Raw genomic sequence first — 21160 nt, forward strand, 5'->3', positions numbered from 1 at the left:
TATCGCTATCGACGCTAACCTGCCGGGCCTGCGCGTGGATACCGTGGCGGGCGACAATGTCGTCAACAGCATCGAGCACAATCAGAATCTGATCGTCACCGGCTCCAGCGACGGGCTGGCGCCGGGCACGACGCTGACCGTCACCGTCAACGGTAAAGACTATGCGGCGACGGTGCTGGCGGACGGCACCTGGAGCGCGGCGATCCCGTCCACCGACGTGAGCGCGTGGCCGGAAGGCACCGTCAAAATCAGCGTTACCGGCGACAGTTCAGCGGGTAACCCGATTACCATCAGCCACGATGTGACGGTGGATCTGGCGACCGTTGCCATCAGCATCAATGCCATCGCCACCGACGACGTGATTAACGCGGCGGAGAAGGGCGCGGATCTGGTGCTGTCCGGTGCGACCACCAACGTGGAAGCCGGCCAAACCGTGACCATCAGCCTGAATGGCAAAATCTATACCGCGACAGTAGACGACAGTGGCAACTGGACCTGGACCGTGCCGTCAGCGGATCTGGCTGGCCTGAAGGACGGCGACGCCAGCGTGCAGGTGAGCGTCACCAACGTGAACGGCAACAGCGCCTCGGCAGGCCGCGAGTACAGCGTGGATGCGACCGCGCCGTCCGTAACCATCAACACCCTGGCGACCGACGACATTCTTAACGCCACTGAAGCGCAGTCCGATCTGACTGTGTCCGGTACCACCACTGCCGAAGCGGGCCAGACGGTGACCGTAACGCTGAACGGCAAAGATTACACCACAACCGCAGGCGCGGACGGCAACTGGACGCTGAGCGTTCCGGCGGCGGATCTGGCGGCACTCGGCGACGGCAGCGTGACCGTGACGGCGAGCGTCAGCGACAAGGCGGGCAACCCGGCATCGGCCGATCACAACCTGACGGTGGACGTGACCGTTCCTGCGGTAACCATCAACACCGTAGCGGGCGATGACGTGATTAACATCACTGAGCACGCTCAGGCGCAAATCATCAGCGGCACCGCCACCGGCGCGGCAGCGGGCGATAAGGTCACCGTTACGATTGGCGGCCAGACTTACACCACCGTGCTGGACGCGGCGGGTAACTGGAGCGTGGGCGTACCGGCCAGCGTCATCTCCGGCCTCAGCGACGGCACCGTAACCGTCACTGCGTCAGTCACCGACGCGGCGGGCAATACCGGTACCGGCAGCCATAACGTGACCGTCGATACCGGTCTGCCATCGGTAGCCTTCAACGCCATTAGCGATGACAACGTGCTGAACGCGGTCGAGAAAGCTCAGGATCTGAGCGTCAGCGGCACCAGCGCCAACCTGGCGGAAGGCACCGTGGTGACCGTGACCCTCAACGGTAAAAACTACGCGGCCACGACGGCGGCGGACGGCACCTGGAGCCTGACCGTTCCGGCAGCGGATCTGGCGGGTCTGGGCGAAGCGAACTATACCCTGAGCGCCGCCGCGACCAACGGCGTGGGCAACAGCGTGAATAACACCGCGAACCTGCTGGTGGATACCGCGCTGCCGACCGTCACCATCAATACCGTGGCGGGCGATAACGTCATCAACGCGGCGGAAGTGGCCGCGGGCCAGACCATCAGCGGCAAAGTGGCGAATGCGGAAGCGGGGAATACCGTCACCGTCACCATTGGCGGTAACACGTACACCGCAACGGTGCAGAGCGATCTGACCTGGTCCATTAACGTGCCGGAATCCATCCTCACCGCGCTGGGCAATGGCGAGTTGACCGTATCGGCGACCGTCACCAACGGTCACGGCAACACCGGCGCGGGCGAGCGCGAGATCGCTATCGACGCTAACCTGCCGGGTCTGCGCATTGATACCGTGGCGGGCGACGATGTGATTAACAGCATCGAGCATGGACAGAACCTGATTGTCACCGGATCCAGCGACGGGCTGGCGGCAGGCACCACTCTCACCGTGACCGTTAATGGCAAAACCTATGCGGCCTCCGTGCTGGCAGACGGCACGTGGAGCGCGGCGATCCCGGCGGCAGACGTCGGGGCCCTGGCTGCGGGTACGGTCACCGTGACCGTTGCAGGCCAGAGCGCGGCGGGCAACCCGGTGACCATCAGCCACGATGTCACCGTCGATCTGTCTGCCGTTGCCGTCAGCATCGATGCGATTGCTACCGACGACGTGATTAACGCGGCGGAGAAAGGCGCGGATCTGGTGCTGTCCGGCAGCACCTGGAACGTGGAGGAAAACCAGACCGTTACCATCACGTTCGGCGGCAAGACGTACACCTCGAAAGTGGACGCTGACGGTAACTGGACGGCTACCGTACCGTCTGCAGACCTTGCGGGTCTGAAGGACGGCGATGCCAGCGTGCAGGTGAGCGTCACCAACGCGCACGGCAACAGCGCCTCGGCGGGCCGCGAATACAGCGTGGATGCGACCGCGCCAGGCGTGAGCATTGATACGGTCGCTGACGATAACGTGATTAACGGCAGCGAAGCCGCTGCGGGCGTGGCCATTTCCGGTACCACCACGGCGGAAGTCGGGCAGATCGTCCCCGTGACGCTGGGCGGTAAGAGCTATACCGCGCAGGTGCAGCAGGGCGGTATCTGGAGCGTCAACGTGCCGGGCACTGACCTCTCCGCACTGGCGGATAACGGCTACACCTTGCAGGTCAGCGTGAGCGACGCCGCGGGCAACCCGGGCAGCGCGGGCAAAGCGATTACGCTTGATACCACGCCGCCGACCGTCAGCTTTAACGTCGTGGCGGGCGATGACGTCATTAACAGCGTGGAGCACGGGCAGGCGCAGATCGTGAGCGGCACGGCAACCGGCGCGAGTGTCGGCGATAAGCTGGTCATCACCATCGGTTCAAACCAGTACACCACCACCGTTGACGCCAGCGGTAAGTGGAGCGTGGGCGTTCCGGCCAGCGTGATTTCCGCGCTGACCGACGGCACCGTGACCATTAGCGCGACCATTACCGACAGCGCGGGCAACAGCAGCACCCAGACCCACGATGTGGTGGTGAACACCGCCTCCGTGGCGCTGACGGTGAACACCGTTAGCGGTGACGACGTCATCAACGCCGCTGAAGCCGGTTCGTCCCTGGTGATTAACGGCTCCAGCGCCCAGTTCGCCAGCGGCACGCAGGTTACCGTGACGCTGAACGGCAAGAGCTATACGGCCACCATCCAGAGCGACGGCAGCTGGACGACCACCGTTCCGGCCGCAGACGTGGGCGCCCTGGCCGATGGCGCGAGCTATCAGGTGTCCGTGTCGGCGCAGGATAGCGCGGGCAACAGCGCGTTGGCGACGCACGGCATCAGCGTGGATACCACCTCGCCGGTGGTAAGCATCGCCACGCTGTCCGGCGACGACGTTCTGAACGCGGCGGAAGCGCAGCAGCCGCTCACCGTACACGGCTCTTCCAGCGCGGAAGCGGGCCAGACGGTGACCGTGACGCTGGGCGGCAAAACCTACACGGCCACCGTGGCAAACGACGGTACCTGGACGCTGGACGTTCCGGCCGCCGATCTTGCCAGCCTGAGCGAAGGCGCGCTGACGGTCACCGCGTCGGTGAACGACAAGGCGGGTAATAACGGTCAAACCACGCATACCTTAACGGTAGATACCGTCGCGCCAACCGTGACCATCAGCACCGTGGCGGATGACGATATCGTCAACAACGCGGAGCAGCTGGCGGGTCAGACCATCCGCGGCACCACCACGGCAGAACAGGGCCAGACGGTGACCGTTTCCTTCAGCGGGCACAGCTATCAGGCGACCGTCGGGGCGGACGGATCCTGGTCGGTCTTCGTGCCGGGCCGTGATTTCCTCGGCCTGAGCGACGGGGATTACACCATTACGGCTACGGTGAGCGATAAGGCGGGCAACCCGGGGAGCGCAACGCACGACGTGACGCTGAACGGCGATGTCCCAACCATCACCATTAACACCTTTGCACAGGACGATATCGTCAACGCCGCCGAGCACGGCACGCCGCTGACTGTCAGCGGCACCACCGACGCCCCGGCGGGCCAGACGGTGACCATTACGCTGAACGGTAAAACCTATACGGCGACCGTGCAGAATGACGGCACCTGGAGCTACACCCTGGGCAGCGCGGACGTGACCGCGCTGGCGGACGGCGGTTCGTACGTGATTAACGCGCAGGTGAGCAACACCATCGGCAACAGCGCCAGCGATAACCACACCATCACCGTGGATCTCACCGCGCCGTCGATGGGGATCAGCATTGACTCACTGCAAAACGACACCGGCCTGAGCGCGACGGATTTCATCACCAACGACGGCCAGGTGGTCGTCAACGGCTCGCTGACCGCCCAGCTCGGCAATAACGAGAAGGCGCAGATCAGCCTCGACGGCGGCACCACCTGGATTGACCTGACCGTGACCGGCACCACCTGGCGCTACACCGATGGCCGCACCCTGACGGACGGTACCTACCAGTACCAGGTGCGCGTGATCGATAACGCGGGCAACGTGGGGGCGACGGACAGCCAGGATGTGGTGATTGACCTGACCATGCCTGCAGCAACGACGATTACGGTTGATTCCATCACCCAGGATACTGGCCTGTCCGGCAGTGACTTTATCACCAGCGACAACCAGATCAGCCTGGAAGGGACGCTCGGCGCGGCGCTCGGCAGCGGCGACCACGCGCAGATCAGCCTCGACGGTGGCGTGACCTGGATCGACGTCAGCGTCAGCGGCCTGAGCTGGACGTATGTTGATGGCCGCACGCTGGACGACGGGGATTACAACTACCAGCTGCGCGTGATTGACGACGCGGGCAATATCAGCGCCACCGCCAGCCAGGTGGCGACCATTGATACGGTTGCACCTGACGCCAGCAAAACGATCGCCATCGACAGCATCAGTGACGATACCGGCCTGAGCAGCAGCGACTTTATCACCAATGATACCTCGCTGACGCTGCACGGCTCGCTCGGCGCAACGCTGGCCGACGGGGAATACGCGCAGATCAGCATCGACGGCGGCGTGACCTGGCAGAACGTCATCGTCACCGGCAACAGCTGGTACTACGTGGACGGCCGCACGCTGGGTAACCAGACCTATGACTACTACGTTCGCGTGGTGGATGCCGCCGGTAACGTAGGCGCCAGCGCCCATCAGCAGGTGACCGTCGATACGGTCGCCCCGGATGCGGCGATTACGGTGACCGTGGATAACATCACCGTGGATACCGGCTTCGACAATAACGACTTCCTGACCAGTTCGACCTCGTACACACTGCACGGAACGCTCGGCGCAGAACTCGGCGCGGGTGAATTCGTACAGGTGAGCATGGACGGCGGCAGCACCTGGGTTTACGCCACCGTAAGCGGTACGCAGTGGAGCTACAGCGACACGCGTACCCTGACCGACGGCAGCCATAACTATCAGGTGCGGGTCGTTGACCAGGCGGGGAACGTCGGGGCCACCACCGCGCAGGCGGTGACGGTGGATACCCAGTCGCCGCAGTACGGCGTCACCATCGACAGCATCAGCGACGATACCGGCCAGTCCGGCAGTGATTTCATCACCATGGACACCACGCTGACCATCAACGGTTCGCTGGGCAGCGCGCTGGCAAGCGACGAGCGCGTACAGATCAGCCTGGACGGCGGCAATACCTGGCTCGATACCACGGTCACCAACCAGCGCTGGAGCTACACCGATACTCGCGATCTGCCTGACGGAGACTACACCTACCAGGTGCGGATTATCGCCCAGGCGGGCAACGTCGGCTCCACCGCCTCTCAGGTGGTGACAGTGGACACCACGCCGCCAACCACCGTAGGCACGGTAGTGAGCTATACCGACGGTGAAGGCGAGCGTCAGGGGACCTTTGGCAGTACGGTGGCAACGGACGATAACTCGCCGCTGATCAACGGTACGCTTAACCGCGCCCCGGAAGACGGTGAAATTGTGCAGCTCTATCGTGACGGCGTCCTGCTCGGTCAGGTGACCATGAACGGCAGCGCGAGCTGGTCCTTCCAGGACAATGGCCTGAGCGACGGCAACCACACTTACATCCTGCGCGTCACCGACAAAGCCGGTAACTACACGGAATCCGACGGCTTTGTGCTGAACGTTGATACCAGCATCCCGACCACCACGGCGGCGATTACCGCGCAGACCACGTCGGACATCACGCCGATTGTCAGCGGTACCGTCTCCGCTGACCTGGTGAACGGTGAATACCTGGTGGTGACGGTGAACGGTAAAACCTACACCTCCCAGACCGGCGGCGCGGTGGTGGTCGACCCGGATCACAACACCTGGTATCTGCAGATCCCGGACGGTGATGCGCTGAGCGTGTCGAGCTACAGCGTGACGGCGCAGGTGAAGAGCAGTGCGGGTAACGGCAATACCACCGGTACGGCGACAGGCAGCCTGGTGATTGACACCACCTCGGTGAATACCGACTGGGCGACCACGGCAGGGAACAGCAACAACTCCCCCATGACCCTCGGCATGAACAGCAGCGGTCTGTGGAATATCATTGCTAACGGCCAGTCTTACTCCAGCAGCGATAACTCGACCTATGCCGGAAATACGCTGACCAACACCCGCGGCTACTACGTGGTGAGCCAGACCGCCGCTGACTTCGACCGTAACGGCACGCAGGATATCTTCGCGACGGAAAATACCTACGCTGGCTCTACGCAGGTGATGTGGACCTATGATGGCAGCACCTATAACGCCAGCCAGCTGGCGATGGGGACCACCATCTGGTACGGCGGCGTCATTGCCTACGATAAAACCGGGGATGGCTATCTGGATCTGGCGTACGGCGATGCCGGCATGGACTCACTGACCTACCTGGTGAACAACAACGGCGTTCTGTCGCCGGATGGCACCGGTGGCGAAGGCGGTTTCTACGGTCAGTTCGATTCCGGGCGCGAAATTTCCGGCGTCGACCTGAACAACGACGGCACGGTAGACATTGTCCAGCACACCAACCGTAGCGGCGCGTACTCATTAACCGTGATCAACAACAACGGCAACGGCACGCTCTCTATCGGTCAGAACCTGACGAACGTGTTTGTGGCCAATGCCTCGAATACCACCACGGCAGCCTCCATGACGTGGGCAGACTTCAACGGCGACGGCTACATGGATCTGTACCTGGGCAGCAGCTACAACAACAACGGCGGGGTGATCTACTACAACGACGGTACCGGGACGCTTTCTGCCACCAAGAGCGCGGTGGAAGCCTCTAACGCCACGGCAGGGTATCTGTCGGTGGCGGTGGACTGGAACGGTGACGGGCAGATGGACATCATCAAGCTCAGCACCTACGGCGGCTCGCAGACGGCGACCTTGTTCACCAACAACGGTTACGGCTCTACCTGGACCTCAAGCCAGCTGGCTTCGGGCCTGGCGAACGTCACCGGCGTGGCGGCGGTGGACTACAACTGGGACGGCGCGCAGGATCTGCTGGTATCGCAGCAGAACGGCAAGGTGGTGCTGGTGCAGAACAGCAAAACCATTGCTGACGGCACCGCGATGCACCTGCACATTGTCGACAGCGAGGGCATCAACGCCTACTACGGCAACACGGTCAATCTGTACAACGCCGCGGGCGTACTGGTGGCGTCGCAGATCATCAACGCCCAGTCCGGTATTGGCTCGAACGATACCTCTGCGCTGGTGAGCTTCTACGGGCTGGATCCGAATGAAACCTATTCGGCCGAGATTCTGAAGATCACCAACGGCGTGTCGGATAACGTCACCTGGAGCGGTCTGGAAGCGGGTAACGGCAAAGAGGGCTACGTTCTGACGGCCGAAGCAGCCACCGGCGGCCACAGCGGGACCCTTACCGGTACCGGGTATAACGACACCTTTATCGCAGAGGACGGCACCTATACCTATAACGGCTCCGGCGGCTGGAATACCCATTCCGACTACGACACCTGGAGCAACACCGGCGGGATGGACGTGGCGGATTACCGCAATGCGACCTCCGGCGTGACCGTTGACCTGCGCCTCTCTACCGCGCAGGACACCGGGTTCGGGACGTCACGACTGCTCAACATTGAGGGAATTAACGGCTCGAACTTCGACGACGTCATTACCGGCAACAGCGGTGATAACCAGTTCGAAGGCCGCGGCGGGAACGACACCTTCAACATCGGCAGCGGCGGTCACGATACGTTGCTCTACAAGCTGATCAACGCGACGGATGCGACGGGCGGTAACGGTCACGACGTGGTGAACGGCTTTACGGTCGGCACCTGGGAAGGGACGGCGGACACGGATCGTATCGACCTGCGCGATCTGCTCTCCGGCAGCGGCTATACCGGCCCCGGTTCGGCGAGCTACGTGAACGGCGTGGCCACGCTAGACAGCAGCGCGGGCAATATCAGCGATTACATCCGCGTGGTGCAGAACGGCAGCAACACCGAGATCCAGGTGGACCTGGACGGGACGGGCGGCCAGTTCTCGCCAACCGCCCTGGTGACGCTGAACGGCGTACAGACGGATCTGGCGACGCTGCTGGCGAACCATCAGCTGTTAATTGCGTAAAACAACGCCGCGGGGAGCGATCCTCGCGGCTTTTTGCGTTTCTTTACATGAATAGCCATAACCCTATATTTCACAAGATTATTTTGCGGGCTCGTTTAGGAAGTGTTCGATTCTTAATCATCCCGTGAAGGTATCATTTCAGTGCGAAATTATCGCCCTGAACAGGACGTAGCATTATGAAGACACATCCACAGTACGAACCCTGGCTGCAGGGCATGCTCACCATCGCGAAGCACTATCGGCTGGACTTTTCGGCGGAGCACGTTCGGGTCACGATTAACCATGAAAGCCAGTCTCCGCGCCAGCTGGTGCTGGAGGAGATGGCGCGCCAGCTTGGGCTGGGGATGCGTGTGGTGGCGGCTGAAGCGGTATCCCTCGACCCGTGGCGTTTGCCGCTGCTGGCGGAGTTCACCGGTGGACAAATCGCGGTCATTAACCGCATGGACAGAGAAGGCAACGTCAGCCTGCAGTTCAGCGGCGACGCGGGGCTGGAGACGACGCTGACGCGTGACGAACTCGGGACGCGGTTAAAGGGGCTGATGGTATTGCGCCCGCTCGAATCCACGCCGGATGCTCGCGTGGATGACTACATCAAACCCTATGAGAAAAACTGGTTCTGGCAATTGGCGCTGAAAGACTGGCGACGCTACAGCGACATCATGCTGGTGGCGCTGGTCGCTAATGTGCTGGCGCTTTCCGGTATGGTCTTCTCCATGCAGGTCTACGACAGGGTGGTTCCGTCGCAGTCGGAAGCCACGCTGTGGGTGCTGTTTGGCGGCGTGATGATTGCCATTCTGTTCGAATTCATCATGCGCATGCTGCGCGTGCATATTTCTGACGTGGTGGGGAAACGCGCCGACCTGCGTATCTCTGAACGCGTGTTTGCCCACGCGCTGCGGATTAAAAACGGCGCGCGATCCAAATCAACCGGATCGTTTATCGCGCAGATCCGCGAGCTGGAGTCGGTGCGCGAGCTCATCACCTCGACCACCATTGCGGCCATTTCCGATCTGCCGTTCTTCCTGCTGTTCGTTTTCATTCTGTGGATGATTGGCGGCCCGCTGGTGCTGGTGGTCCTGCTCGCCGTGCCGCTGCTGCTCATTCCCGGCCTGCTGGTTCAGCGCCCGCTGGGGAAACTCTCCAGCGAAGGGATGCGTGAATCCGCCATTCGTAACGCCACGCTGGTGGAAGCGGTGCAGGGCCTTGAAGACATCAAGCTGATGCGCGCCGAACAGCGTTTCCAGAACCAGTGGAATAACACCAACGACGTCGCCGCCAGCGTCGGCATGAAGCAGCGCTGGCTGACGGGCCTGCTGCTCACGTGGACGCAGGAGGTACAGTCAATCGTCTATGCGGTGGTACTGCTGGTCGGCTGTTACCTGGTCATCAGCGGCGACATGACCACCGGTGCGCTGGTAGGGACCTCGATTCTGGCGTCGCGTACTATCGCGCCGCTGTCGCAGATCTCAGGCGTGCTCTCGCGCTGGCAGTCGGCAAAGGTGGCGCGCAAGGGGCTGGACGACCTGATGCAGCGCCCGATTGACGATCCGCAGCACGGCAAGAAGGTGCACAAAGCCCACCTGCGCGGCGACTATAGCCTTGAGGACGTCGGGTTTTATTACGACGAGGAAGAGAAACTCACCGTGCTCAATATCAGCAAGCTGCAGATCCGCGCCGGGGAGCGCGTGGCGGTGCTTGGGCGTAATGGCTCCGGTAAAAGCACGCTGTTACAGCTTCTGGCGGGCATGCAGGAGCCGCAGCAGGGGAGCATCCTGCTCGACGATATTGCCCTCAATCATCTGGATCCGGCCGATGTGCGTCGCGACATGCAGTTGCTTAGCCAGCAGGCCCGACTGTTCTTTGGCTCCGTGCGGGACAACATTCTGATGGGCAACCCGCTGGCCACCGACGACGAGATTCATCAGGCGCTGGTCAACAGCGGTGCGCTGGAGTTTGTGCGTAAGCAGAAAATGGGGCTGAACACCATCATCAACGAGGGCGGAACGGGCCTCTCCGGTGGACAGCGTCAGGCGCTATTGCTGGCGCGCGCGCTGATCGTCTCACCCAATATCCTGCTGCTGGACGAACCAACCGCCTGGCTGGACGAAATGAGCGAGAAGCAGTTTATACAGCATCTCCACAAATGGCTGGGTAAACGCCGGACGCTGGTGGTAGCGACGCATCGCCTGCCGATTCTGGATTTGGTCGACCGCATCATCGTGCTGGAAAACGGCAAGGTGGTGATGGACGGTCCGCGCGATGCGATCCTGCACCAGCACGGTATGGCACCGCAGAAAGCCGTACAGCGTACCGTCACCATGAAAACGGAGGGCGTGGCATGAATGATTTCTCTCGCTTTAACAGCCGTCTGAAAGAGCCGCGCCTGCCGCGCTCGTCACTGGTAGCATGGTCGCTGTTCGCCCTGCTGGCGGTCTTTATCGCCTGGGCGAGCCTGTTCAAGCTGGATGAGGTGACAACCGGCAGCGGTAAGGTGATCCCGTCCTCCCACGAGCAGGTGATCCAGTCCCTGGAAGGGGGGATTATCCACAGCCTGATGGTTCGCGAGGGCGATATTGTTGAACGCGGCCAGCAGCTCGCGCAGCTTGACCGGACAAAAACCGAGTCCAGCGTGCTGGAGAGCGAGTCTCGCCTGAATGCGGCGCTGGCAACGGCAGCGCGCCTGAAGGCCGAGGTGAACGATACGGAACTTGCGTTCCCGGAAGAGCTGGATGACGACGTTGAGCTGGTTAAACAGGAAACGGCGCTCTATCAGTCCCGTCGTGAGAGCCTCGAAAAAGGGCTGGCCGGTTTACGTCAGGGGGCCGAACTGGTGCAGCGCGAGCTGTCCTTAACCCGTCCGCTGGTGACCCAGGGGGCGGCCAGCAAGGTTGAGGTGTTACGTCTTGAGCGTCAAAAAAATGAGCTTGAGAATAAAATCACCGAGATGAAAAACCAGTATTACGTTCGCGCCCGCGAAGAGCTGGCGAAAGCCAACGCGGAGATTGAAGCCCAGCGTTCGGTGATGAAAGGGCGTGAGGACTCCCTGACCCGGCTGACCTTCAATGCCCCGGTTCGCGGGATCGTGAAGGATATTGACGTCACCACCGTGGGAGGCGTTATCCCGCCGAACGGCAAGCTGATGAGCCTGGTCCCGCTGGACGATCAGATGGTGGTCGAAGCGAAAATCTCGCCGCGAGATGTGGCGTTTATTCATCCTGGCCAGAAAGCGCTGGTGAAAATTACGGCCTATGACTATTCCATTTACGGCGGACTGGAAGGGGAAGTGACCATGATTTCCCCGGACACCCTGCAGGATGAGGTGAAAAGGGATGTTTACTACTATCGCGTCTATATTCGTACCGACAGCAACCATCTGACCAATAAGCAAGGTCAGGAATTTCCGGTCTTTCCGGGCATGATTGCTACCGTTGATATTAAAACTGGCAGCAAAACCATTCTGGATTATCTGTTGAAGCCGCTGAACAAGGCAAAAGAGGCGCTGCGCGAAAGATAAGATAGTGGCGTTCGGGATCCCGAACGCCATCTGAATTATATCGTTGACGTCACGTTGTTGAGGTGGCGTCGTTCTTTCGGAACCACGTTGATGTAATGCGTGACATACGCGAAATACAAACCGGCATAGTTTTCCACCAGTTCGATAAAGGCTGGGTAAATCGACATCCTTCCATTACCCCTATCTTTAAGATAGCCCGCCTCTTGCGCCGTTTTGATAATTCGGTTGACGTGAATGCGTGAAACAAAAAATTCCTTAGCGAGCGAGCTGGCAGAATAATCAATAATTGCACCGTGTGCTGATTTGTTTTTTACCGCCTGCAGATAAAGATATAGCATAATCATTCGGCCTCCGTCTTTATCGATAAATAACCCCACTTCCGGTAAAACCTTCCTGAACGTTAATCCCCGAAAGAGGTATTCCGCCGCGCGGCGGAAAAAGTTATTCCTTAAAATATCATTATCCAGCAAATTGACGTCAATATTAAACGCAGGGTACAGAATGCTGACGGGTATAAATGCGCCGGACATATAGCGTTTAAGTTCATTCAATCCTTTTTCGGTTGGGGCAATTCTTGTTTTTCGCCTGTCTTCCGTACAGCGCCAGGTCCTGATGCGCCCGGTGGTTCGAAGTATCGTAATGATCGCAATGACGCTGTTGGGGCTGGCTATTTTATAGCGTGAACATAACTCTTTAATCTCTGAAACGGACTCGGCCTGATTTCCAAAAATAAAACAACACATGGAGAGAATAATGTTAAACCGTGATTCCTGCAGCATTGTCTTGTAGAACAAAGGTTGTTTTTTGTAGATGGTATCATTAATTGTGTAGTGCTCTAATATTGCCTCACCGAATCGCGGGTTGTTCTTTATAACATCCCTTCGATGTAGCAAGGCCCTGGATGAGATGTGATTATCCATAGCGTTTTTCTCGTGTTTAATGAACCGATAGATGAAGTGTTAAGCCTTCTTTTTCGGAATATTCATTATACCTGAGAAAATGTTGTTTGCGGTCGTTATTTGAAAAGAAAGATATATTTGCAGTCATGATAATGGGCGGGTGATTAACGCAAAGATGTTCCGGTCAATGGCGTCGATAACGATATCTTAACCACTCGGCGTGCTGTAAAATCATTATTCAAACCAGGTGTATTCAGCTTTTTGCATTTATAAAAAATGAGATTGGCGCTTTCGTGCCCAGGAGCAGGTTATGACTCAAAAAACGTCTCTCAGAAATGCTGCTTGCGATGAGCAAAATTTTGTCATCTCAACCTGTTGTTTCACATTTCAGGGATATTGTCTGCTGCTCAAACAGTATGGGGTAAATGCCTCACTTATTCACTTTGAGGAAGATGAGGTGCGCCAACGAGATCTTGAAGATATCGTTAAAAATCAGCATGCTAGCGTTTCAGTATTTCTTGGGAAGGGCGTTGTGGAACTTCTTGCCAGCCTGAAGCGGCTGGCATCAGTGCTGAACGCGCTGCCCGTTATTCGACGCGTAACCCTGTATGGTGACATCCCCGATGGTTGGCTCTATTGTACGCTGAGAAGTCTTTTAAATAATAGCCAGCAATTGTCATTGATTCGTATATCCAGTGTTGCTGATTTGGCATCCAGTCTCAATATTCGCGGCGAAAAGCTTAAGGAACGTTCGCGTTTATTACGCAGTCAATATATGGCATCCGCCAACCAGGCGAAAATAAAAGGTTTAACAAAAAGAGAGATTGATGTTTTATTACGTTTCTACCGAGGGATGTCCGTAAAAGAGCAGTGTGAAAGGGCGGGGTTGTCTAATAAAACTATTTATACTCACCGTAAGGAAGGGGTGAATAAATTACATGTGATTAGACAATGGCTAAACGATCCGCACAATTTCAGAGCGGAAAACCGTGACGTCCTGCCCAATAAAAATGAAGGATTCACCGATAAAGAAGTCGATATCTATAACGCACTGTTGAAAAGAGAAATATTTCCAGCGTATCAGATCATTACCGATCGTGATAAAAAAGGGGTAGGCTTTGAGATACTTATTCGCTGGAATAAAAACGGTAAAATTGTTAAGCCCGCCAGCTTTCTTAATGATATCTCACATCATGAAATATGGTTAAAGATTACGGCGCTGGTCATCCATGCTGCCGTTTGTGGAATTAATAAATATAATGGGAGGTTTTATTTTTCCGTAAATATTCCACCTCGTCTGGCCTCCGGGAATGCCTTGCCGGATATGGCCAGGAAGGCCACCGGCATGCTGCTCAAACCGCAGTGGGCGGAAAAGCTGGTGTTTGAATTCGCGGAAAGCATTGATGTGATGAAGGACAGCAGGATCCCTGAAACCATGCGTCTCCTGCGGAACACGGGGTGTAGATTATTTTTGGACGACTGCTTCTCCAACCATCACACCCTGTTCCCCGTCAGGCAGGTGCATTTTGACGGGCTGAAACTAGACCGGGATATCGTCGAACATTTTGTGGCAAATGATAATGACTACCATCTTATTAAAGCGATACAAATTTATAGCGACATGACCGGAACGGATTGCATCGCAGAGGGCGTTGACAGTGAAGAGAAGTTTGAAAAATTAGTTGAACTGGGAGTGAAAAGCTTCCAGGGTTATTATTTGTCACGGGCTGTGAAAGAGGAAGAATTAGACAGGATGGTAAGAATGTTTAGCTAGAAAATAAAGCCCCGGAGGGCCTTTATTATTTGCGTCCCAGCAACAGACCGAGAACAATACCCACAGCACCGGCGGCAATGAGCCCAGTCAGGGGATTATTCTTAACCGCTTCCGTTACGTCAGAAACGGCATCGCTGGCCTGGGCGGCATATTTTCTCGCCGCACCTTTGACCTGATGCTTTGGTGAATCTACGAATTCACCAAACTGCTGCTGCGCTGAACCTGCCAGTTCATCAAGCTTATTTTTGGCTTTGTCTTCAGCGAACTGGGTGTTTTTATCGGCATTGATATCAGACATGTTTACCTCCTTTAGTGAGTAATTAAAGGATAGCCGCTCTTTGCCGAAGTGAGAGACGAAAGGTTTATTTCGGCCCCTGGCAGGGCTGTTTTCGGATATATCTCTGTGCGTGAGACTCGCACAGAGAGACGCTGTTATTCGGCAAAACTCAGCAGCGCTTCGCCATCAAGACGATAGCGAACCCATTCAGACTGCGGCAGCGCGCCTATGCTCAGGTAAAAATCAATGGCGGGCTGGTTCCAGTCCAGCACGCTCCATTCAAGGCGGCCGCACTGCCGTTTTACCGCGAGCTGCGCGATATGTTTCAGCAACGCTCTTCCCGCGCCTTTTCCACGATAATCCGGGGAAACGTACAGGTCTTCCATGTAAATACCGTTGCGTCCTAGCCAGGTCGAATAGCTGGTGAAGAACACGGCATAGCCGGCGATCTTACCCTCACATTCCGCGATCAACGCTTCGGTTTGACTGCCGGTACCAAAGAGCGTTTCCCGGATCTCCTCTGGTGTGGTCACGACTTCTTCCGGCGCTTTTTCATACACCGCGAGCTCGTAGATCATGGCGTAAATTGCCGCCGCATCTTCGGGACGGGCCTGACGAATGGTTATGCTCATCGTTTTTCCTGTTTTTTTAGCCTGTATTTCGATTGATGGCGTTAAGCATACGGAGTATTGTCCGAAGAATTAAGTGCAATGAAATCAACAAATGATGAATATTATGCATCCGGCACTGAGACGCCTTGATTTAAACCTGCTGCCCGTTTTCGACGCGATTTACCGCCACCGCTCCGTTCGGCGGGCCGCTGATGAGCTGGCGATGAGTACTTCTGCGCTGAGCCATGCGCTGTCGCGTTTGCGCATTACCCTTAATGACCCGCTTTTTTTTCGGGAAGGGCATCGCATGTCCCCCAGCGTGTATGCCACTCAGCTTGCGCCTTCAATTGCTTCCGCATTGTCGTTCCTGAATCATGAGCTGACCCCGCAGCCGGAATTTGACCCGGCCAGCAGTACCGAAAGCCTGGAAATTGGGATTACGGACTTTACCGCGCTGTGCATTTTCCCCGTGCTGATGCACAAACTGCAGCTTGCTGCCCCGGGTTTGCGTTTCGAATTACGCTATCTGCCGCACAGCCCGGCGCTGACGGAACTGCTGGCGGGCGAAGTGGATCTTGCGCTGGGGTTCAGCACTCAGGATGATATCCGGCACCCGGAACTGGAAGAGATCGACTGGTTTGAAGATGAGTATGTGGTCATCAGCAACGCGCGGCGGACGCATCTGACGCTGGAGGATTATCTCGCAGCACGACACCTGGTGGTGACGCCATGGAATGAGAAGCAGGGCGTTCTGGACGTGCGGCTCGAACAACTGGGCTATACCCGACAAATTGCGATCAAAACGCCGTCGATGCTCAGCGCGCCCTTTATCGTTGCGGAAAGCGACCTGCTGATGGCGATCCCCCGTTTTGCCGCTGAGAAGCTGGCTGCGGCAGCTGACCTGAGGATTTTTCCTTTACCGTTTTCGATACGCACGTTTGAAGTGAAAATTTATTCGCATAAACGCAGCGGCCAGCGGGGCGCGACCCGATGGCTTAAGGAAGAGTTGCAAATGCTGGCGCAGGCTGGCAGGGGACCGTAGACCGGGTAAGCGAAGTGCCACCCGGTAGAAATGTCGGTAATAAGGGATAGTCACGTTAACGGCAGGTAGATGTCCGTTTGCAGCGTATGTTCTGGCACCTCGTGAATAAAGTTGAGGTAGTGGAAAAATACCGGGGCATCGCGCAGCGCTTCGCCGCTGGTGGGTAGCCAGTCGCGAAACATTGCCCACACCGTGGCGGAAATGGTATCCAGAGAACCCGTGTGACGCCCGACGGCGTAACTCCAACAAAAAACCACTGGTCAGGTGTATTTGATTGAAAACAATACACGTCAAGTAGCGGGTCGCATGCGACTTAGCCACTTTCATCTTTTGATTAGGGATTTGATGCTGAAAGATTTCCTTAAGAGACTGATAAATCTGATTTGGAGAGGTTTATCCAAAAGATAAAACTACTTGCATAAGATGCTCAAGAAAAGGAACCATTGTTTAGAAGCTCAATTATGGTGTGATTATCTGCTGTGTCGCGACGGCTCCTTACGCGTAAATATCCAACGCCAGTCATTTACATCCAAAGGGTAATCGGTTCGAGGCAATACCTCGGTCATGGAGAAGATATCGGGCTTGGCAGTAGGTATGCAAACCCGGGGGGGTTATCGAATTTACACGTATCATAGGAAAGCACTGCAGGTGAGCATCTCATAACGTTCGCGGGTTTATAAGGTAGTGCCCCCGCATTATTCAATGCAGTAGCAACAATTGTGATCGCTATCGCTATATTGAAAAAAATATAAGTTGAATCCACAGCATTTTCCTGAATAAATAAGAGGATTCTTATTTATTCAGGCCTTTGTCGTAAAAAGGAATTTTTATGTCCCCATATATTTTAACTGATGAAAATGTAATCGATAAAATCGTAGAAAAGTTGAGCGATTATAGATACCCACCTGCTGAAGGAATGAGTTCCGAACATGTTAGTAAGTGGATCAAGCAATTCTCAGTTGATGATAGACGCTTTATATTAGATGAAACCCTTTATTTACTCAGAGCGGGTTATCTCTCTGAAGACCTTTATAAAGGCCTTTTAAAAGCTATGGCTAGGAGCGAGAAGAATACTAAATTTTTTAGATATGCAGGTTTTTTAGATATTCAAAAAAATGGTAATAGTCAGAAGGAATTACTCAATTCTCTTTATGAAATGGTGAATGTGAAGTTCAGTATCGTTACTAATTCCTCTACAGAGGATGAGGTGAGTAAGTTTAAGAGATTTGTTTACATCGATGATACGTCTTTCTCTGGTGAAAAGGCTATTAAATCGATAACCGATTTTGTAATGAGTTTTGATTTAAGAAATATCAAAATAAATGTGTATCTATTCTCTTCCCATACGCTATCTGATTATAATATTAAAAGACGATTAGACGAAGTTTTTAATGGCAGAAATATTACAATATACGTGCAGAATGGTGGTTTACGAAAAGTTGAAAACCGAAAGAGTCAGTCTGCCAAATCTGGGGTTTTCTGGCCCAAGATTGAAAGTGTGGATATACCGGAGGTGTTCGATGAGTTGGATGTTTATAAAGGAATATATAGGGAAGGTTATTTCACTACTGATAGTTTTAGGAATCAAGCTTCCAGGGATCGATTCGAATCTATACTAACCAAGGTGGGCTTTGATATTCTTCTCAACAGAAAAACACCTAGTGAAGTACTTAAACCTTTAGGTTTCTCTACTTTTGACGGTATGGGTTTTGGTGGAACAACTTTTACTTATCGAAATTGCCCTAATAATGTACCCTTGGCTTTTTGGTGGGGAGCTTATGAACCAACAGGTCATGCTGCATTAGACTGCTGGTATCCACTTATGAGACGCGACGGATATAACCTTTGGCATGACCTATAGAATATATTCGCTATAAAACACTGTTGCCTCCAAGAAAACCACAGAAGCATCGGGTGATATATCCAAGAAGGCTAAACTTGAATTTTACAATCAATAGGTTATCTATCCAATTAAGTTGGATTTTTGCTCAGGCAGACAGACAAAACGGCGATGGGGATGGGGCATCTGACCCGGGCGAACAGCGAAGATTGCCTGTTCGCCGTAAAGGGCAGGCGACCGCCACGGCAGGACGCTTCGATTATCCAGCAGTTCACAGCGCCGCGACACGAGCATTCTCGTAAACCGGATTGTGTGCGGGAAATGCTGGTACGGCTGCAGGGCTATGTTCCACGCATTGAGCTGTTTGCCAGGAGGTCATCCCACGGATTTGATGTGTGGGGAAATCAGTGTGGATCACCTTCTGTAGCATTTAGTCCAGCAAGAGTTGTAGATATATTTTCTCGTCCTTAAATTTTGACCTACAAATTGTGATCTTAAGTGTTGATTATTATTCTGTATGAGGCATTCTTATGAAAATCCTTTTAAAAAGCGGCATGAAATGAATCTTAAGCAAAATTTTGCAGTAGAACAGTGCTTTTCCTTTCACTTAACTGAGCATCACTTGGCTCATGGATGTATTGGTAAGTTAATCGATGGTAGTTTCGATGCTAGTGTCTCTTCAATAGCGGATGTATCTGCAGGAACACCTCAAATGGTACTCCACAGATTGGGGTGTCAAAGTGCCAATGCAGAAGAAGCATACAGAATTATGATGAATGATATTAAGGCAAAATCAGAACGAGCTAATAAACGCATATGTATAGTAGAAGGAAAAAGTTCAACGAAACTTCTTAATGTGGATGAGCAGATAACAATTCTGAAAGGATTATTTTCATCTATAGTTGTTATTGATTATGATTTTGGAAAAATAAGAATCGACTAAAAGTGTGGATTTATATTAAAGTTATTTGAGTCCGTTTTTTTACAGCATTTTTAACTCCGTGGGTGCTTTGAAGGGGGTGATTTATGAACTGCACTGATATATCTGATGATGATCTTTTGTCGAGCATATCTTCAATCCTATCTGATTATCGTTATACGCCAAAAGGAGGTATGGACAATAATCATGTGTCTCGATGGCTTGATCAATTCCGGCCTTCTGAACGAAGATTTGTGCTTGAAGAGACGGAGCGAATGTTGGGACTTGGGTATTTTGCAGAAATAAGATATCAAAATGTCATTACTGAGCTTGTAGAGGATGAAGCTAACGCTGAATTCTTTTTAAACGCAGCATTTTTAGATATTCAAGATCAGGGGAGTAGCCAGCATGAACTGGTTACCGAACTCTGTGCAGAGTCTACAGAGTGTTTAAATGTTGTTACTAGAAGTTCTTTAGACCGATGGGTAAGAAGTTTTGGTAAGTTTGTCTATATCGATGATGTTTCATTCTCTGGGACGAAGGCAATACAAGACTTAACTTGGTTGATTACTCGTTATCAATTACAGAATATTGAGATTTATATATATTTCTTTGGGACGCACACATTCGCAGAATGGAATATAAAATATAGATTGGAAAACGCTTTCGGTCGACTTAATATTAAAATATATACTGGCCCCGGTGAATTTAGGAGTGTCGAAAACAGAAAATTCTATAGCTCTAGCTCAGGTGTTTTTTGGCCTATTTCGGATAACGTTAACATTCCGGGTTGGGTTAAGGACTCATCTCTCTATACTGGAATATACCGTGAAGGATATATAAAAAATGATAATTTTCCGGATGAAAAGAGACGAAACAGATTTGAGCAGATTTTGACTGCAACAGGATTTGACATCCTTTCGCACAGTAAAAATCCGCAAGATGCGCTCAAGCCCCTTGGATTTTCGACATTTAAAGGGGTTGGATTTGGGGGGACAACTTTCACTTTCAGAAACTGCCCTAACAACACCCCCTTAGCATTTTGGTGGGGATCCTACGAAGTTACTGGTACTTTTGCTGTTGATTGCTGGTATCCTTTGATGAAACGTGAAGTATATAATCAACGACTATGAGCTATCGACTTTACCCACAACAGAAAACGGTACCTTTCAGAAAAACCAATGAAAAATGGGGCGGGCTTTCTAACATGGCCAAGGGGTACCCTCTTATGGTCAATGACATCCCGATTCAATCAAGTGAAATCCTTTATCAAGCATGTCGGTATCCAGATTTTCCGGATATTCAAAAGGTTATCATAACTCAGGGAAACCCCTACGAGGCTAAACAGACTGCTCGATCCTTCGAATCCAAAACACGTTCAGGTTGGGAAAGGAATCGTGTCTCGATAATGAAGTGGTGCGTGTGCGTTAAGCTTTGTCAGAACTGGGAAACATTCTTCGCACTTTTGGATAGTACTGGAGACTATGACATCGTGGAACATTCTGAAAAAGACCAGTTTTGGGGGGCAAGTAAAGACTCTGAAGGCAACTTTTACGGAATGAACGTGTTAGGTCGCATTCTTATGGACGCGAGAGACGTTGCAAGAAGGAAGGGGCGCGCAGGTTTTGCTTCCATACCTCCGCTGTCCTTGGATAAGTTTCTTCTGCTCGGGGAACAAATTCGCGACGTCACTTTCACTCCACCACCTATAGACCCTGGGCATAGCTTATCGCTTTTTTAATATGGCCTTT

At 54.0% G+C, this 21160-nt stretch carries 12 protein-coding genes and 2 pseudogenes; 10 read left to right on the forward strand and 4 right to left on the reverse strand.

Annotated elements, in window-relative coordinates:
• From ENTMO_RS26590 to ENTMO_RS0111820, 3 genes are all read left to right on the forward strand, one after another.
• On the forward strand, positions 1 to 8533 hold an 8533-nt coding region (locus ENTMO_RS26590), incomplete at its 5' end, for an Ig-like domain-containing protein (RefSeq protein ID WP_010430924.1).
• 176 nt (positions 8534 to 8709) lie between these two features.
• A complete protein-coding gene (locus tag ENTMO_RS0111815; RefSeq protein ID WP_010430926.1) occupies positions 8710 to 10875 on the forward strand; it encodes a type I secretion system permease/ATPase in 2166 nt (721 codons plus the stop codon).
• Positions 10872 to 12047: an HlyD family type I secretion periplasmic adaptor subunit gene (locus tag ENTMO_RS0111820; protein ID WP_010430928.1), complete on the forward strand. Its 1176-nt coding sequence runs from the start codon at positions 10872 to 10874 to the stop codon at positions 12045 to 12047. The genes ENTMO_RS0111815 and ENTMO_RS0111820 overlap by 4 nt, the downstream gene beginning before the upstream one ends.
• 35 nt (positions 12048 to 12082) lie before the next feature.
• On the opposite strand, the gene ENTMO_RS0111825 is transcribed toward ENTMO_RS0111820, so the two are convergent.
• Positions 12083 to 12967, reverse strand: coding sequence for a helix-turn-helix domain-containing protein (locus tag ENTMO_RS0111825; RefSeq protein ID WP_010430929.1), 885 nt, complete (start codon positions 12965 to 12967; stop codon positions 12083 to 12085).
• Positions 12968 to 13256: 289 nt separating this feature from the next.
• On the opposite strand from ENTMO_RS0111825, the gene ENTMO_RS0111830 reads away from it, so the two are divergent.
• Positions 13257 to 14720, forward strand: a complete 1464-nt coding sequence (locus tag ENTMO_RS0111830; RefSeq protein WP_010430931.1) for an EAL domain-containing protein — start codon at positions 13257 to 13259, stop codon at positions 14718 to 14720.
• Between the two features lie 25 nt (positions 14721 to 14745).
• On the opposite strand, the gene ENTMO_RS0111835 is transcribed toward ENTMO_RS0111830, so the two are convergent.
• Positions 14746 to 15018 carry an ElaB/YgaM/YqjD family protein gene (locus tag ENTMO_RS0111835; protein WP_010430933.1) on the reverse strand — a complete coding sequence of 91 codons (273 nt, stop codon included), beginning with the start codon at positions 15016 to 15018 and terminating at the stop codon, positions 14746 to 14748.
• A 134-nt stretch (positions 15019 to 15152) separates the two neighbouring features.
• Positions 15153 to 15629 (reverse strand): GNAT family N-acetyltransferase, encoded by a 477-nt coding sequence (locus tag ENTMO_RS0111840; protein WP_010430935.1) that lies wholly within the window; start codon positions 15627 to 15629, stop codon positions 15153 to 15155.
• A 91-nt stretch (positions 15630 to 15720) separates the two neighbouring features.
• Here ENTMO_RS0111840 and ENTMO_RS0111845 point away from each other — a divergent pair, with 91 nt between their 5' ends.
• On the forward strand, positions 15721 to 16650 hold the full coding sequence (locus tag ENTMO_RS0111845; protein ID WP_010430937.1) for a LysR family transcriptional regulator: 930 nt from the start codon (positions 15721 to 15723) through the stop codon (positions 16648 to 16650).
• A 50-nt stretch (positions 16651 to 16700) separates the two neighbouring features.
• Here ENTMO_RS0111845 and ENTMO_RS25235 read toward each other — a convergent pair.
• Positions 16701 to 16886 (reverse strand): annotated as a pseudogene (locus ENTMO_RS25235) (AraC family transcriptional regulator); the annotation flags it as partial.
• A gap of 593 nt (positions 16887 to 17479) precedes the next feature.
• Here ENTMO_RS25235 and ENTMO_RS0111855 point away from each other — a divergent pair.
• The 5 genes and pseudogenes from ENTMO_RS0111855 to ENTMO_RS0111870 all read left to right on the forward strand — a co-directional run bounded on the left by ENTMO_RS0111855 (position 17480) and on the right by ENTMO_RS0111870 (position 21150).
• The gene (locus ENTMO_RS0111855; RefSeq protein ID WP_010430940.1) at positions 17480 to 18511 is read left to right on the forward strand and encodes a phosphoribosyltransferase-like protein; all 1032 of its coding nucleotides are present in this window, start codon (positions 17480 to 17482) and stop codon (positions 18509 to 18511) included.
• A gap of 129 nt (positions 18512 to 18640) precedes the next feature.
• Positions 18641 to 18961: pseudogene (locus ENTMO_RS25240) on the forward strand (MT-A70 family methyltransferase); the annotation flags it as partial.
• 88 nt (positions 18962 to 19049) lie between these two features.
• Positions 19050 to 19433: a hypothetical protein gene (locus tag ENTMO_RS26120; RefSeq protein ID WP_157133716.1), complete on the forward strand. Its 384-nt coding sequence runs from the start codon at positions 19050 to 19052 to the stop codon at positions 19431 to 19433.
• A gap of 83 nt (positions 19434 to 19516) precedes the next feature.
• Positions 19517 to 20542, forward strand: a complete 1026-nt coding sequence (locus ENTMO_RS0111865) for a phosphoribosyltransferase-like protein (protein WP_029485070.1) — start codon at positions 19517 to 19519, stop codon at positions 20540 to 20542.
• Entirely contained in the window at positions 20539 to 21150 is a 612-nt protein-coding gene (locus ENTMO_RS0111870) for an NADAR family protein (RefSeq protein ID WP_029485071.1), read from the forward strand. The genes ENTMO_RS0111865 and ENTMO_RS0111870 overlap by 4 nt, the downstream gene beginning before the upstream one ends.
• Positions 21151 to 21160: the final 10 nt, after the last annotated feature.

It is taken from the genome of Enterobacter mori LMG 25706 (assembly GCF_000211415.1).
In the GTDB taxonomy this organism is placed as follows: Bacteria; Pseudomonadota; Gammaproteobacteria; order Enterobacterales; family Enterobacteriaceae; genus Enterobacter; species Enterobacter mori.